Below are 14,692 nucleotides of genomic sequence, written 5' to 3'. Positions count from 1 at the left end.
GCGAACCGGGCGGCGCGCGCCCGCGGCCGCTACGACTTCTTCTTGCGCGCCGGGGTGGCGGCCGCCGCGCGTTTGCCGGGGGCCGCGCGCGGCTTCGCCGAAGCCTGCGGGTCTGCCGTACCGGCCTTGGCCGGCCGTGCCGCATCGGCGCCGCGATCGCCGCGTCGGGTCACGCGCGGCTTACCCGCCGCCGGCTGCCTGATGTCCATCGTCGCCGACACCAGTTCGGCACACCGGTCGTCGAACAGCGGGAGCGTGCCGACCGCGATCAGCTCGGCCGGCCCGTCGCCGACGTTCGCGACCCGATGCCGCTTGCGCGCATCGAAGTGCAGCGAATCGCCGGGCGCCAGCGGGTAAACCTTCTTGCCGATCGTGTAGCAGATGCGGCCGGCCAGCACGTACACGAACTCGTCGCCGCCGTGCGACACCCATTCCGAGCGGTAGCCTTCCATCATCCGCACCTTGAGCGCGTTGACCTGGCTGCCGTCGAAGGTGGTGGAGAGCCGCTCGTACCACTGCGACGTGGCGTCGAGCGCGTACGGCTGGCGGCTGCCTTCGTGCGAATCGGGCTGCGCCTGGCGCGGCTGGTCGATCAGCGCGCCGAGCGGGACGTCGAGCGCCTTGGCGACGTTGACGAGCGAAGACAGCGAGATGCCGGTGAGATGCCGCTCGACCTGCGACAGGAACCCGACCGACAGCTTCGCCTCGGTCGCGACTTCCAGCAGCGTCTTCTTCGCTTCCCGGCGCAGGCGGCGAATGCGCAGGCCGATACGCATGATGTCTGAATCCATGAATCTCTTTCGTGGCAACGAGTCGGCAGGCGAGCGGAGAGGCGGTGCAGTCGCCGGGACTTGCTTTCCGCGCATCGCACGAAGCACGGCCGCCGGGACGGCGATGCCGGCGCATTGTACCGCGCGGTGTCGCCGGGCGATCTGGCGCTGTGCCGGGATCCGCAGCCGTCGTGCCGATTTTAGTCCTACGAAAATTTTAGCTTGACCTCAATTTCAGCGTGCTCTAGATTCTGTCGCGCATCAAACAAAGTTAAGTGAGACAAAAATTCCCCGAGGGCCTGCTGCCGGAACGGCACCGCGGCCCGGCTGCGCGCCGGGCCGTGCGTGATCCGCGCCAGGGCGGCGTGTCGCTTCAGGCATGCGCCATGCCGCGTCACGCCGCCGGCCGCCGACAACAATGAATAACGGGCACACGATGATCGATCGACTGAAATACAGCTTCTCCGGCCTGCCTCCGTACGACGCGTCCGTCGCCGACACGCAGGCCGGCCTGTCGCGCCTGCTCGACGCCGCGCGCCTCGACGCGGTGGTCGTCACGTCGCAGGACGAATACGTGACCGAGTACCTGCCGCGCAGCAACAATCCGCGCTACGCGCTGTCGGGCTTCGACGGGTCGGCCGGCTGCGGGATCTTCCTGAGCGCGGCCACCGCGCAGGCGCTCGGCGTGCCGCCGTTCGTGCTGTTCGTCGATGGCCGGTATCACCTGCAGGCCGAGCAGCAGTGCGATCCGGCGCGCGTGCATATCGAGAAGCTCGGGATGAACGTGACGATCTGGCAGGCGATGGCCGACTGGCTGGTCGCGCATGCGAGCCGGCTCGCGCGGGTCGGCTACGACGCGCTGCGGATCAGCGTCGCGCAGCGCGACCGGCTATTCGCGCAGACGCAGGCCGCGTCGCTCGACTGGACGGGCCTCGCCGATCGCGAGATCGACCGCGCGATCGCGCTGCCGGGCTGGATCGTCGAGCGGCCGATCTTCGAGGTGCCGGAATCGATGACGGGCCTGAGCGTCGCGCAGAACCTCGACACGCTGAACCGCCGGCTCGCCGCGCATACCGGCGCGGCCGACGGCAAGACCGCGTTCTTCTCGTGCGCGTCGGACGATCTCGCGTATCTGCTGAACAGCCGCGGTTATCACATCCCGAATGCGTCGTCGCACCTCGGTTTCCTGTTCGCGGTCGGCGGCCAGGTCGTGCTGTTCCTGCCGGAAGGCTGCGATCGCTGCCCGGTCGCGCTCGATTCGTATCCGGCGCTGCACGTGATCCGCCGCGATGTCGCGGCGCTCGAGCGCTTTCTCGCGCGGTTCGCGGTCGAGCACGTGTGCTACGGCTTCGAATCGGTGAATTGCGCACTCGTCGACGCGGTGAGCCGCGTGTGGCCGCACGCGCGGCATGCCGATTTCAACCCGGTCGAGGCGATGCGGGCGAGCAAGACGCCGGCGGTGCTCGAGCGCTTCCGCGACGCATTCGCGCGCAGCTCCGCGGCGATCGCCGAGACGATGCGCTGGGCGAAGACCGGCGAGCCGGGCGCCCGCCACACCGAATACGACCTGGCGCGCACGATCAACGACGCGTACGGCGCGCGTTCGGCCGTCGCGTTGACGTTTCCGTCGATCGCGGCGAACGGCGCGAACAGCGCGTTCGCGCACTACACGGCGGCGAGCGCCGGCGTCGAGCTGACGGAAGGCGAGCTCGTGCTGCTCGACAGCGGCGCTTACTACGAAGCCGGCTTCGCGACGGACTGCACGCGCGTCGTGCTGCGCCGCACGCGTCCGGATACGGTGGCGCAGCCGTGGCAGCGCGAGATCTACACCGTCGCGCTGAAGGCCTGCATCAAGGGGCTCGTCGCGCGCTTCCCGAGCACGGCGACGGGCGCCGACGTCGATGCGCTCGTGCGGCAGGTGTGCCGCGACCACGGCCACGATTTCGGCCACGGCACCGGGCATGGCGTCGGGATTCACGTGCACGAGGGCGGCGTGCGGTTCACGCCCGGCGCGAAGTACGGGCTGGTGCCGAACGCGGTGATTTCGGTCGAGCCGGGCATCTACCTGGCGGGCAAGGGCGGCGTGCGGATCGAGAACATCGTGATCATCCGGCCCGACGACACGCAGCCGGATACCGTGACGTTCGAGAACATCGTGACGGTCGGCTACGACTGGGACCTGATCGATCTCGACCTGCTCGACGACGGCGAGCGCGCGTACCTGCGCGACTACGAGCGGCTGTGCGTGGAGCGCGGCACGCAGGTCACCGCGTGTCCGCTGCTGTAGGCACCGCCGCCCGCGGCGGTCAGTTCAGCAGGCGCGCGCGCACGAACGGCGCGATCCGCTCGGCGAGCCACGCATGCGTGCGCGTCGTCGGGTGCAGCGTGTCCCAGAACACGAAGCGCGCCGGGTCGCGGCAGTCCGCGCGCGGCGTCTGCGCGCCCAGGTAGGTGAGCGACGACGGTTTCGGGATGTCGAGGCACGCGCGCGTCGCGTCGTCGAAGCCGTACCGGGCCGGGTGGCTCAGCAGGTCGTCGAACGGCGCATAGGCGTCGAACACCTCGAGCCGCAGCGCCGCGCCGTAGCGATCGCGCAGCGCGGCGGCCGCGTCGACGAGCCGCCGGTTGTAGTCCCTGACCTGCGCGGCGACGCTCGCCGTGTCGGCGCGGGTCGCGAACACCGGCGCGCGCGACACGTCCGGCAGCGTGACGAGCATGATCCGCGTCGCGCCGGCCGCGGCGAGCCGCTCGAGGCTGTCGCGCACCGCATTCGCCGCCTGCTCGGGCGAGCGCCCGTAGTTCACGAGATCGTTGCCGCCCGCGAACACCGCGAACAGCGTGTTGGCGGGCCGGTAGTCCGGCGCGCGATCCATGTATTCGCGCCACGAGTCGATCTGCTGCACGAGGCCCGGCACGACGAGGTGCTGGTCGGTCGCCGCGCCGCCGATCGCCCAGTTGTAGAACGGCAGCCGCAGCGCGTTGGCGAGATATTCGGCCCACACCGGGCCGTTGCTGAAGCGCCCCGCATGCCAGCTCGTGCCGTTCGGCAGCTTCCACTGGCTCGCGTTGAACATGTTCTGGGTGTCGGACAGGCTGTCGCCGAACACGATCAGCTTGTTGACGCGCGCATCCTGCCGCGCGTCGTCGAGGGTCCACACCGTGTAGTTGAACGACAGCGCGTTGTTGGCCGCGACCGCCTGCGTGAGGCCGGCCTGGATACCTTTCGCGGCCAGCGTCTTGCGGCACACGTCGGCGAGCGTGTCCTGCGGCGTCGTGCTGTAGAACATGTTCTTCCACTGCGTGGCGCCGTCGGCCCACCAGTAGCCGGGCACGCGATACCAGTCGCCGCCGGCCGGGTCGCGCGCCCATTCGTAGGTCGCGGCCGGCTTCAGCGGATCCGCGTCGATCCGGTGCCAGCAGCGCAGGTACGTGTAGGTGTCGGACCCGCGGCGCGCGGCGCGCGCCGTCGCGCCGGGCGTGCCCGACGCGGCCGGCGGCGCGACGTCGGGGCCGGCCGGCGACAACGACATGTCGCCCGTCGGCGTGGGCAGCGGCGCGGGGCCGGCGGCGCGCGCGGCGGGGAGCGTCAGCGCGCCGCCCAGCGCCGCGGCAGCGGAAACGGCGACGATACGGGAAAACAACGGAATACGGAAATACGGCATGCGGCCCTCTTCTGATTGTTGTGACGGGACGGCGGCGCGGTTGCGCGGCCGTGTATCGGAAGGGACCGTGGGTGCCGGGCTCGGGCCCGGTCTGTAGAATCGTGAGTGGCCGCGAACGGCGGCGAGAGGCGGTGAGTGCGGCGGCGGCGGCCGGTCAGCGGGCCAGCGCCGAGACGCGCCCGTCCGGGCCGTAGACGCCGGTGGGTGCGGGCGCCGAGCGCAGCACCGCGAGCGCGCGCTCGTTGTAGTCCATCCGGATGCGGATCAGCATTCCGTTGTTCGCATTGGCCTGGCGCGCGCGTTCGGCGGCCTGCTGCAGCAACTGCCAGCGGCCCGCGAGGCGCGCATCGCGCTCGGCGGCCTGGTCCATGCCCTTCTTGCCGGCCGGAAAACCGAGCGCGGAAAGCTGCGTGTCGCGCGTGCGTTCGAGCTGCGCGAGCCGGTCGATCAGCGCGCTTTTCCTTTCGACGATGCCGGGCAGCATCTCGAGCGGCTCGGCCGTCGTCAGCGCCTTTTCCTCGTAGACGAGCAGGGACGCGAACGCTTCGACCGTCGCGTGTTCGTCGTTGACCGTGGCCAGCAGCTCTTCTCTCATCGCGTCATGCTCGTCGCGCCGGTGCGCGCGGTGGGCGCGCGCCGGCAAACCGGTGGAACCGGCCTGGGCCGGCTTAGTTACCCTGCGGGCGCTGCTGCTGCAGCAGCTCGCGGGCGGTGTTCAATACGCCGTCGGCAATCTTGCTTGCGTCGATCGTCAACGTGCCGTTGTTCAGCGCGTCCTTGATCGACTGGACCAGGCCCGTATCGATATCGGCGTCGCCCGACGCGGATACCGAGCGCAGCTGGCCGGACAGACCCGACAGGTTCACGCTCGTGTCGCCGCCGGTCGATCCGGCGTCGGCCGCCGGCGCGGACGACTGGGCCGTGCCGGATTGCGCACGGGACGCGCCGTTGCCGGTCGGCGCCAGGGGGCTCGGGTTCGGAGTGGAATCGATCTTCACGATGGGTTTCCTGTACGGTTTGACCCAGATAACGGCCGGGTCGGCCCGAACTTTAGCATCGCGAGCCCGAAATGCTCCGAATAAACAATTCTTTACACTCTTGCCGTTTGATCCGTCCCTATAGCGGAATTTCCACGGTGCCGGCGTCCTTGACGATCGCCGTGACGATCTGGCCCGCCGCCATCCGCACCCGCACCGACTGGCCCGGCGCCGCGTTCGCGAGCACGCTGCCTTCGGCCGAAATCGTGAAGCCGGGCCCGGCCGCGACGACCCGCACCGTCTGGCCGGCGGATACCGACGCCGCGCTCTTCAGCATGTCCTGCCGCAGCGGCAGGCCGGCCGAGATGCGCGCGAGCGCGGTCGCGCCGATCGCCTGCGCGGGATCGGTGATCACCGCGAGCGGCATGACCGTCAGGTCGCCGTCGCGGGCGACCAGGTCGGCCGCGGAGAGCGGCTCGCCGGGCGCGATCTGGCGCGCGGCGACGTAATAGGTGGCCTGCACGGCGACCTTCGCCTGCAGGTAGACGGTCCACGGCCGCTCGCCCGCGCAGCGCACGCCGACCGTCGTGCGGCCCCACAGGCGCGCGCCGGTCGGCAGGAACGGCTCGAGCGTCGTGCACGCGGCGAGCCCGCGCGGAAACGCGGTCGTGACCGTCGCGGTGGTCTTGCCGGGCAGGCCGGCGATCTGCTGCTGCAGGAACGCGAGGGCCGCGCGGCGGATCGTCTCGGGATCCTGCTGGCCGGGGGGCGTCGCGGGCTGCGCCGCGGCGGCGGCCGGGGCCGGAGGCGCGGAAGCCGCTGCCGCGCGCGGCGCCGGTGCGGCTGACGCGGCGCGGGCCGCTGCGAAACGGGCGGCGGCGGCAGGCGCGGGCGCCGGCCGCACGGGATTCGACGCGGATTCGGCCGTGCCGGCGACGACCGTCGCGATCGCGGTCGGGTCGGCGGCGCGCGGCTGCGCGCCGTAGCCGGCGTTCGCACGGGCGGCTGCACGAACGGGCGCGGGCGCCGGCGGCGGGACGGTCGTCACGACCATCGCGCCGGCCGGTTGCGCCGCGTAGCCGGCCGCGGCACCCGCACCCGAAACCGCGCGGCCCGCTTCCGGCGCGATGCCCGCACCCGAGGCCATTCCCGTTGGCCCGCCGAACTGGCCGCCGTTCGCCGCGTTGGCGTGCGCGAGCGCGGCTTCCGCCGTCTCGCCGCGGCCGGGAATCACGATCATCCCGTCTTCCGCGTGCACGGCCGGTGCGGCGATCCACAGCGCCGCGGCGAGCACGCACGCACGCCGGACGCGCGTGAGCCGCCCGTTCCTGCCGCGAAGTGCGCTGTCCGTCATCGCCGTGTCCTCGATCCGTTGATCCGAGTTGCATTCTAGGGAGCCGGGCCGTCGCGCAAACGATGAATAGAGGGGGCCTTTGCCGCGTTATTCGCCCGATTGCCGGTTGCGTCCGACGCCTACCATCGCTGTCATGGAAAAAAGCCTCTCGGGTCGCCATCCGGCGCGAGGGGCGTGCAGCGCTTCATACGGAGAGACGCACACATGCTGGACAAACTCGATGCGGAATTCGCGTTCGGCCGACAGGCGCTCGACGTGCGCGCCTACCGGCAGGAACTGCTGTCGTCGAACATCGCGAACGCCGACACGCCGGGCTACCAGGCCCGCGACGTCGATTTCGCGTCGACGCTCGCGCGCTCGCTGAAGCAGACGAGCGGCGGCCTGGCGCCGAGCAACGCCGCGCAGTTGCCGATGACGCAGCCGGCCGGCGTGACGAGCGGCATGTCGATGGTGTCGACGGCGGCCGGCCACATGGCCGGCACCGCGAAGCTGATCCCGACCGGCGGCCCGTCGGACGACTACGGCCGCGCGCAATACCGGATGCCGCTGCAGCCGTCGCTCGACGGCAACACGGTCGATCTCGACGTCGAACGCGTGCAGTTCGCGAACAACGCGCTGCACTACGAGACCGGGATGACCGTGATGACCCAGCAGATCAAGGCGATGATCGCCGCGATCTCGACGAACTCGTAAGCGCAACCGTACCCGAGCACACGCACCAGGAGCCACCATGCCTTCGTTGATGAACATCTTCGGCGTCGCCGGTTCGGCGCTGTCCGCGCAATCGCAGCGCCTGAACGTCACCGCGTCGAACCTCGCGAACGCCGACAGCGCCACCGGCCCCGACGGCAAGCCGTACAAGGCCAAGCAGGTTGTGTTCGCGACCGACCCGATCGGCGGCGCGCGCACCGCGTCCGGCCAGGGCGTGGGCGGCGTGCGCGTGACGAAGGTGATGGACGACCCGTCGCCGATGAAGTCGACCTACGACCCGGCGAACCCGGCCGCCGACGCGAACGGCTACGTGCAGATGCCGAACGTCGATCCGGTGCAGGAGATGGTGAACATGATCTCGGCGTCGCGCTCGTACCAGGCCAACGTCGAGACGCTGAACACCGCGAAGACGCTGATGCTCAAGACGCTGACGATCGGCTCGTAAGCCGCTCGCCCGCCGACCTCACAGACCCGACAGAAGGCCAACCAGGATGACTTCCTCCAGCACGACGATCGGCAGCAACGGCACGAACGTGTCGAACCTGCCGACCGACACGATGAACACCAACAACGTGTCGTCGACCAACGGCACGTCGGCGAGCGACCTGCAGGCGACGTTCCTGAAGCTGCTCGTCACGCAGCTGCAGAACCAGGATCCGACGAGCCCGGTCGACAGCTCGCAGATGACGTCGCAGCTCGCGCAGATCAACACGGTGAGCGGCATCGCGCAGCTGAACACGTCGCTGACGTCGCTGTCGACGCAGCTCACGGCCGGCCAGCAGACGCAGGCCGCGCTGCTGATCGGCACGAACGTGCTCGCGCCGGGCAATTCGGTCGCGGTGAAGAGCGGCGCGGCGTCGCCGTTCGGCGTGTCGCTCACGAGCGACGTGTCGAACCTGACGATCACCGTGAAGAACAGCGCGGGCGTCGTCGTCAACACGATCAACGCGGGCAAGCAGTCGGCCGGCACCGTGCCGTTCAACTGGACGCCGACCGACGCGGCCGGCAACGCGCTGCCGGACGGCGCGTACACGGTCAGCGCGCAGTACACGGGCACCGACGGCAAGAACTACGCGCCGACCGTGCTGGCGGCCGCCACGGTGCAGAGCGTGATCAAGCAGGCGGACGGCACCGCGGGGCTGGTGCTGTCGAACGGTACGACGGTCGGGCTCACCCGGGTCGCGTCGATCTTCCCGAACGTCAAGACGTCGTCCACGGCCGGCGACACCACCACCAACTGATCGAGCTTTCACGAAACGGAGATCGAAATGGGTTATCAACAGGGTCTGAGCGGCCTCGCCGGTGCCTCGAACGCACTCGACGTGATCGGCAACAACATCGCGAACGCGAACACGGTCGGCTTCAAGTCGAGCACCGCGCAGTTCGCCGACATGTACGCGAACTCGGTCGCGACGTCGGTCAACACGCAGATCGGCATCGGCACGTCGCTGAATGCCGTGCAGCAGCAGTTCGGCCAGGGCACGATCAATACGACGAACTCGTCGCTCGACGTCGCGATCAACGGCAACGGCTTCTTCCAGATGTCGAACAACGGCGTGACGACGTACTCGCGCGACGGCACGTTCCAGCGCGACAAGAACGGCTTCATCGTCGACTCGCAGGGCCGCAACCTGATGGGCTACGCGGCCAACGCGGGCGGCGTGATCAACACCGCGCAGACCGTGGCGCTGCAGGCGCCGACGACCAACATCGCACCGACCGCGACGACCAAGATCACCGGCCAGTTCAACCTGAACTCGCAGGACAAGACGCCGACCAAGACGCCGTTCGACCCGACCGACAACACGACGTACAACTACTCGACGTCGATCCAGGTGTACGACTCGCTCGGCGGTTCGCAGGCGGTCAACATGTACTTCGTGAAGTCGTCGGCCGGGACGTGGGAAGCGTACGCGGGCGTGCAGGGCGCCGCGACGGCGACCGACCTCGGCACGGTCACGTTCGATACGTCGGGCGCGATCAAGAGCACGACGACGGGCACGCCGCCGACGCCGACCACGTCGCTCGGCCAGTTCCAGTTCACCGTGCCGAACACCGACGGCTCGGCGACGCCGCAAAGCCTCACGCTCGACCTGACCGGCACCACGCAGTACGGCGGCAAGGACGGCGTGAACAACCTCGCGCAGAACGGCTATGCGAGCGGCACGCTGACGACCTACTCGATCGGCGCCGACGGCAAGCTGACCGGCAACTACTCGAACGGCCAGACCGCCGTGCTCGGCCAGATCGCGCTCGCGAACTTCAACAACCCGAACGGGCTGGTGAACCTCGGCGGCAACCAGTATGCGGAAACCTCCGCATCGGGCGTGCCGCAGATCTCCGCGCCGGGCAGCACGAACCACGGCACGCTGCAGGGCAGCGCGCTCGAAAACTCGAACGTCGACCTCGCGTCGCAGCTCGTCAACCTGATCACCGCGCAGCGCAACTACCAGGCCAACGCGCAGACGATCAAGACGCAGCAGACCGTCGACCAGACGCTCATCAACCTGTAAGCGCGGATAACCGGCAGCCATGGACCGACTGATCTACACGGCGATGACGGGCGCGTCGCAGTCGCTCGACCAGCAGGCGATCGTCGCGAACAACCTCGCGAACGCGTCGACGACGGGCTTTCGCGCGCAGCTCGCGACGTATCGCGCGGTGCCGATGAATTTCGGCGACGGCAGCAACGTCGACCCGACGACGACGCGCACCTACGTGCTCGCATCGACGCCCGGCGCGGATTACGCACCGGGCCCGATCACGCGCACCGGCAACCCGCTCGACGTCGCCGTGCAGGGCGCCGGCTGGCTGTCGGTGCAGGTGGCCGACGGCAGCGAGGCGTACACGCGCGCCGGCAACCTGCACGTCGACGAGAACGGCCAGCTCGTCAACGCGAGCAACCTGCCGGTGATCGGCAACGGCGGCCCGATCTCGGTGCCGCCGAACGCGGAAGTAACGATCGGCAAGGACGGCACGGTGTCCGCGCTGATGCCGGGCGATCCGCCGACGGCCGTCGCGATCGTCGACCAGATGAAGCTCGTCAATCCCGATCCGGCCACGCTCACGCGCGGCAACGACGGGCTGTTCCGCACCGCCGACGGCAATCCGGCCGACGCCGACCCGAACGTGGTCGTCACGCCGAATTCGCTCGAAGGCAGCAACGTCAACCCGGTGACCGCGATGGTCGCGATGATCGACAACGCGCGCGCGTTCCAGCTTCAGTCGAAGCTGATCCAGACGGCCGACCAGAACGAGCAGTCGGCGAACCAGCTGCTCAACTTCAGCTGAGCGCCCGCGCCAGCCCACGCAGGAGAATCGACAAGTGAACCGTTCGCTCTACATCGCCGCCACCGGCATGAATGCGCAGCAGGCGCAGATGGACGTGATTTCGAACAACCTCGCGAACACCAGCACGAACGGCTTCAAGGCGTCGCGCGCGGTATTCGAGGATCTGCTGTACCAGACCATCCGCCAGCCCGGCGCGAACTCGACGCAGCAGACCGAGCTGCCGTCGGGCCTGCAACTCGGCACCGGCGTGCAGCAGGTCGCGACCGAGCGCCTGTACACGCAGGGTGGCCTCACGCAGACCGGCAACTCGAAGGACGTCGCGATCAACGGCGCGGGCTTCTTCCAGGTGCTGATGCCGGACGGCACCAACGCGTACACGCGCGACGGCTCGTTCCAGACCAACGCGCAGGGCCAGCTCGTTACGTCGAGCGGCTACCAGGTGCTGCCGGCGATCACCGTGCCGCAGAACGCGCAGTCGCTGACGATCGGCAAGGACGGTGTCGTGTCGGTCACGCAGCCGGGCTCGAGCAACGCGGTACAGATCGGCTCGCTGCAGATCGCGACCTTCATCAACCCGACCGGCCTCGAGGCGAAGGGCGAGAACCTGTTCGCGGAAACGACGTCGTCGGGCGCGCCGAACGTGTCGCAGCCGGGGCTGAACGGCGCGGGCGTGCTCAACCAGGGCTACGTCGAGGCGTCGAACGTGAACGTCGTGCAGGAACTCGTCAACATGATCCAGACGCAGCGTGCCTACGAGATCAACAGCAAGGCCGTGACGACGTCCGACCAGATGCTGCAGACCGTCACGCAGATGAAGAGCTAACCGGAAAGTCCCGCCGTCGCCATGAAGCAGGTCCGCCTCCTCCCGTCAGCCCCCGTCCGCGCAGCCTGCGCGGTCGCGGTGGCGGCGCTCGCCGGTTGCGCGCAGATTCCGCGCGATCCGATCATCCAGCAGCCGATGACGGCGCAGCCGCCGATGCCGATGTCGATGCAGGCGCCCGGCTCGATCTACAACCCGGGCTACGCGGGGCGGCCGCTCTTCGAGGACCAGCGGCCGCGCAACGTCGGCGACATCCTGACGATCATGATCGCGGAGAACATCAACGCGACCAAGTCGTCGGGCGCGAACACGAACCGGCAGGGCAACACCGACTTCAACGTGCCGACGGCCGGCTTCCTCGGCGGACTGTTCGCGAAGGCGAACCTGTCGGCCACCGGCGCCAACAAGTTCGCGGCGACCGGCGGCGCGAGCGCGGCGAACACGTTCAACGGCACGATCACGGTGACCGTCACCAACGTGCTGCCGAACGGCAACCTCGTGGTCAGCGGCGAGAAGCAGATGCTGATCAACCAGGGTAACGAATTCGTGCGCTTCTCGGGCGTCGTCAACCCGAACACGATCTCGGGCGCGAACTCCGTCTACTCGACGCAGGTCGCCGACGCGAAGATCGAATACTCGTCGAAGGGCTACATCAACGAAGCCGAGACGATGGGCTGGCTGCAGCGCTTCTTCCTCAACATCGCGCCGTGGTGATGACGATGCAGACGACCCCGATCCGCCGCCTGTCGGCCCGCGTGCAAGCCGCCGCGCGGCTCGCCGTCGCGTTCGCGGCCGTGGCCGCGGCCTGCGTGTTCGGCGCGGCGCCCGCGCAGGCGGAACGCCTGAAGGACCTCGCGCAGATCCAGGGCGTGCGCGACAACCCGCTGATCGGCTATGGCCTCGTCGTCGGCCTCGACGGCACGGGCGACCAGACGATGCAGACGCCGTTCACGACGCAGACGCTCGCGAACATGCTCGCGAACCTCGGCATCTCGATCAACAACGGTTCGGCGAACGGCGGCCCGTCGTCGCTGAACAACATGCAGCTGAAGAACGTCGCGGCCGTGATGGTGACGGCCACGCTGCCGCCGTTCGCGCGGCCGGGCGAGGCGCTCGACGTGACGGTATCGTCGCTCGGCAACGCGAAGAGCCTGCGCGGCGGCACGCTGCTGCTCACGCCGCTGAAGGGCGCGGACGGGCAGGTGTACGCGCTCGCGCAGGGCAACATGGCGGTCGGCGGCGCGGGCGCCAGCGCGAACGGCAGCCGCGTGCAGGTGAACCAGCTCGCGGCCGGCCGGATCGTCGGCGGCGCGATCGTCGAACGCGCGGTGCCGAACGCGATCGCGCAGATGAACGGCGTGCTGCAGCTGCAGCTGAACGACATGGACTACGGCACCGCGCAGCGGATCGTATCCGCGGTCAACTCGAGCTTCGGCCCGGGCACCGCGACGGCGCTCGATGGCCGCACGATCCAGCTCGCGGCGCCGGCCGATTCGGCGCAGCAGGTCGCGTTCATGGCGCGGCTGCAGAACCTCGACGTGAGTCCGGACAAGGCCGCGGCGAAGGTGATCCTGAACGCGCGCACCGGTTCGATCGTGATGAACCAGATGGTCACGCTGCAGAGCTGCGCGGTCGCGCACGGCAACCTGTCGGTCGTCGTCAATACGCAGCCGGTCGTGTCGCAGCCGGGGCCGTTCTCGAACGGGCAGACCGTGGTGGCGCAGCAGTCGCAGATCCAGCTGAAGCAGGACAACGGCGCGCTGAAGATGGTGACGGCCGGCGCGAACCTCGCCGACGTCGTGAAGGCGCTGAACACGCTCGGCGCGACGCCGGCGGACCTGATGTCGATCCTGCAGGCGATGAAGGCGGCCGGCGCGTTGCGCGCCGACCTGGAGGTCATCTAAATGGCGGCGAACCTTCCGAACGCGAACGACCTCACGCAGCGCTTCGCGCTCGACGTGCAGGGTTTCGATGCACTGCGCGCGCAGGCGAGGCAGTCGCCGCAGGCCGGCGCGAAGGCGGTCGCGGGCCAGTTCGACGCGATGTTCACGCAGATGATGCTCAAGAGCATGCGCGACGCGTCGCCGGACGGCGGCCTGTTCGATTCGCATACGTCGAAGATGTACACGTCGATGCTCGACCAGCAGCTCGCGCAGCAGATGTCGACGCGCGGGATGGGCGTCGCCGACGCGCTGATGAAGCAGCTGCTGCGCAACGCCGGCGCCGGTGCCGGCAGCGACACGGCGGCCGACGTGGGTGCCGGCGCGGGCGGCCTGGGGGCGGCCGGCTTCGGCACGGCCGGCAACGAAGGCAGCCTCGCCGCGATGAACGCGATGGCGAAGGCTTATGCGAACGCGGCGAACAACGGCGGGCTTGCCGGCGCGCGCGGCTATTCGGCCGGCAGCGCGCTGACGCCGCCGCTGAAGGGCGCGAGCGGCGTGCAGGACGCCGACGCGTTCGTCGACCGGCTCGCGGGCCCCGCGCAGGCGGCCAGCGCGACGACCGGCATCCCGGCGCGCTTCATCGTCGGCCAGGCCGCGCTCGAGTCGGGCTGGGGCAAGCGCGAGATCCGCGCGGCCGACGGCTCGACCAGCTACAACGTGTTCGGCATCAAGGCGAACAAGAGCTGGACGGGCCGCACGGTGTCGGCGCTGACGACCGAATACGTGAACGGCACGCCGCGCCGCGTGGTCGCGAAGTTCCGGGCGTACGACTCGTACGAGCACGCGATGACCGACTACGCGAACCTGCTGAAGAACAACCCGCGCTACTCGGGCGTGCTCAGCGCGAGCCGCAGCGTCGAAGGCTTCGCGCACGGGATGCAGAAGGCCGGTTACGCGACCGACCCGAACTACGCGAAAAAGCTGATCTCGATCATGCAGCAGATCGGCTGACGGCCCGCGCCCGGTTGCGCCGGAAACGGGCGCCCGCCGCCCTCCGCTCGCCCCTTTCGGACCGCGCCCGGCAACTCGCCGCGCGCGGTTTCAACGTTTGCGCGAAAAAATTCGCCAATTCGATCTAAACTTTCGGTCAGCACTGCCGCTAAGTGTGAGAGACCTGTGACCGGGCTCGTGATCTGGCCCGGTTTTACTGCGCACCGGTTGTCC

15 protein-coding genes are annotated in these 14,692 nt (G+C 69.3%); 10 read left to right on the top strand and 5 right to left on the bottom strand.

All coding sequences use genetic code 11. The features are described 5' to 3' along the window. Positions 1–29 precede the first annotated feature (29 nt). Positions 30–791, bottom strand: coding sequence for a helix-turn-helix domain-containing protein (locus HWX00_RS28880; RefSeq protein ID WP_049034916.1), 762 nt, complete (start codon positions 789–791; stop codon positions 30–32). A 415-nt stretch (positions 792–1,206) separates the two neighbouring features. On the opposite strand from HWX00_RS28880, the gene HWX00_RS28875 reads away from it, so the two are divergent. Beyond that, entirely contained in the window at positions 1,207–3,057 is a 1,851-nt protein-coding gene (locus HWX00_RS28875) for a M24 family metallopeptidase (RefSeq protein ID WP_175029341.1), read from the top strand. Between the two features lie 19 nt (positions 3,058–3,076). Here the strand turns inward: HWX00_RS28875 and HWX00_RS28870 are convergent, their stop codons facing one another. From HWX00_RS28870 to flgA, 4 genes are all read right to left on the bottom strand, one after another. Next, positions 3,077–4,432, bottom strand: coding sequence for an SGNH/GDSL hydrolase family protein (locus tag HWX00_RS28870; RefSeq protein ID WP_175868164.1), 1,356 nt, complete (start codon positions 4,430–4,432; stop codon positions 3,077–3,079). Between the two features lie 154 nt (positions 4,433–4,586). After that, positions 4,587–5,027, bottom strand: a complete 441-nt coding sequence (locus HWX00_RS28865) for a flagella synthesis protein FlgN (protein ID WP_034190345.1) — start codon at positions 5,025–5,027, stop codon at positions 4,587–4,589. A gap of 73 nt (positions 5,028–5,100) precedes the next feature. Next, a complete protein-coding gene (gene flgM, locus HWX00_RS28860; RefSeq protein WP_034190307.1) occupies positions 5,101–5,430 on the bottom strand; it encodes a flagellar biosynthesis anti-sigma factor FlgM in 330 nt (109 codons plus the stop codon). 118 nt (positions 5,431–5,548) lie between these two features. Next, positions 5,549–6,763 (bottom strand): flagellar basal body P-ring formation chaperone FlgA, encoded by a 1,215-nt coding sequence (gene flgA / locus HWX00_RS28855; protein WP_034190308.1) that lies wholly within the window; start codon positions 6,761–6,763, stop codon positions 5,549–5,551. Positions 6,764–6,967: 204 nt separating this feature from the next. On the opposite strand from flgA, the gene flgB reads away from it, so the two are divergent. Genes flgB through flgJ form a run of 9 tightly spaced genes read left to right on the top strand, consistent with a single transcriptional unit; the run spans position 6,968 to position 14,479 of the window. After that, positions 6,968–7,456 carry a flagellar basal body rod protein FlgB gene (gene flgB, locus HWX00_RS28850; protein ID WP_034190309.1) on the top strand — a complete coding sequence of 163 codons (489 nt, stop codon included), beginning with the start codon at positions 6,968–6,970 and terminating at the stop codon, positions 7,454–7,456. Between the two features lie 37 nt (positions 7,457–7,493). Then, positions 7,494–7,919 carry a flagellar basal body rod protein FlgC gene (flgC, locus tag HWX00_RS28845; RefSeq protein WP_034190310.1) on the top strand — a complete coding sequence of 142 codons (426 nt, stop codon included), beginning with the start codon at positions 7,494–7,496 and terminating at the stop codon, positions 7,917–7,919. A 46-nt stretch (positions 7,920–7,965) separates the two neighbouring features. Next, the gene (locus HWX00_RS28840) at positions 7,966–8,715 is read left to right on the top strand and encodes a flagellar hook assembly protein FlgD (RefSeq protein WP_175028859.1); all 750 of its coding nucleotides are present in this window, start codon (positions 7,966–7,968) and stop codon (positions 8,713–8,715) included. 27 nt (positions 8,716–8,742) lie between these two features. Beyond that, the gene (gene flgE / locus HWX00_RS28835; protein WP_175028860.1) at positions 8,743–9,987 is read left to right on the top strand and encodes a flagellar hook protein FlgE; all 1,245 of its coding nucleotides are present in this window, start codon (positions 8,743–8,745) and stop codon (positions 9,985–9,987) included. 19 nt (positions 9,988–10,006) lie between these two features. Further along, on the top strand, positions 10,007–10,765 hold the full coding sequence (flgF, locus tag HWX00_RS28830) for a flagellar basal-body rod protein FlgF (RefSeq protein ID WP_034190313.1): 759 nt from the start codon (positions 10,007–10,009) through the stop codon (positions 10,763–10,765). Positions 10,766–10,799: 34 nt separating this feature from the next. Then, the gene (gene flgG, locus HWX00_RS28825; protein WP_006477564.1) at positions 10,800–11,588 is read left to right on the top strand and encodes a flagellar basal-body rod protein FlgG; all 789 of its coding nucleotides are present in this window, start codon (positions 10,800–10,802) and stop codon (positions 11,586–11,588) included. Positions 11,589–11,609: 21 nt separating this feature from the next. Then, positions 11,610–12,299 carry a flagellar basal body L-ring protein FlgH gene (flgH, locus tag HWX00_RS28820; RefSeq protein WP_034190314.1) on the top strand — a complete coding sequence of 230 codons (690 nt, stop codon included), beginning with the start codon at positions 11,610–11,612 and terminating at the stop codon, positions 12,297–12,299. 5 nt (positions 12,300–12,304) lie between these two features. Continuing rightward, a complete protein-coding gene (locus HWX00_RS28815; RefSeq protein ID WP_034190346.1) occupies positions 12,305–13,489 on the top strand; it encodes a flagellar basal body P-ring protein FlgI in 1,185 nt (394 codons plus the stop codon). Continuing rightward, positions 13,490–14,479, top strand: coding sequence for a flagellar assembly peptidoglycan hydrolase FlgJ (flgJ, locus tag HWX00_RS28810; RefSeq protein WP_034190315.1), 990 nt, complete (start codon positions 13,490–13,492; stop codon positions 14,477–14,479). It abuts the gene before it with no gap. Positions 14,480–14,692 lie beyond the last annotated feature (213 nt).

The sequence above is a fragment of the Burkholderia seminalis DSM 23518 genome (genome assembly GCF_902832885.1).
GTDB lineage: Bacteria > Pseudomonadota > Gammaproteobacteria > Burkholderiales > Burkholderiaceae > Burkholderia > Burkholderia seminalis.
Note: the sequence above shows the minus strand (reverse complement) of the source record. Positions and strands in the feature narration are given on the sequence as shown.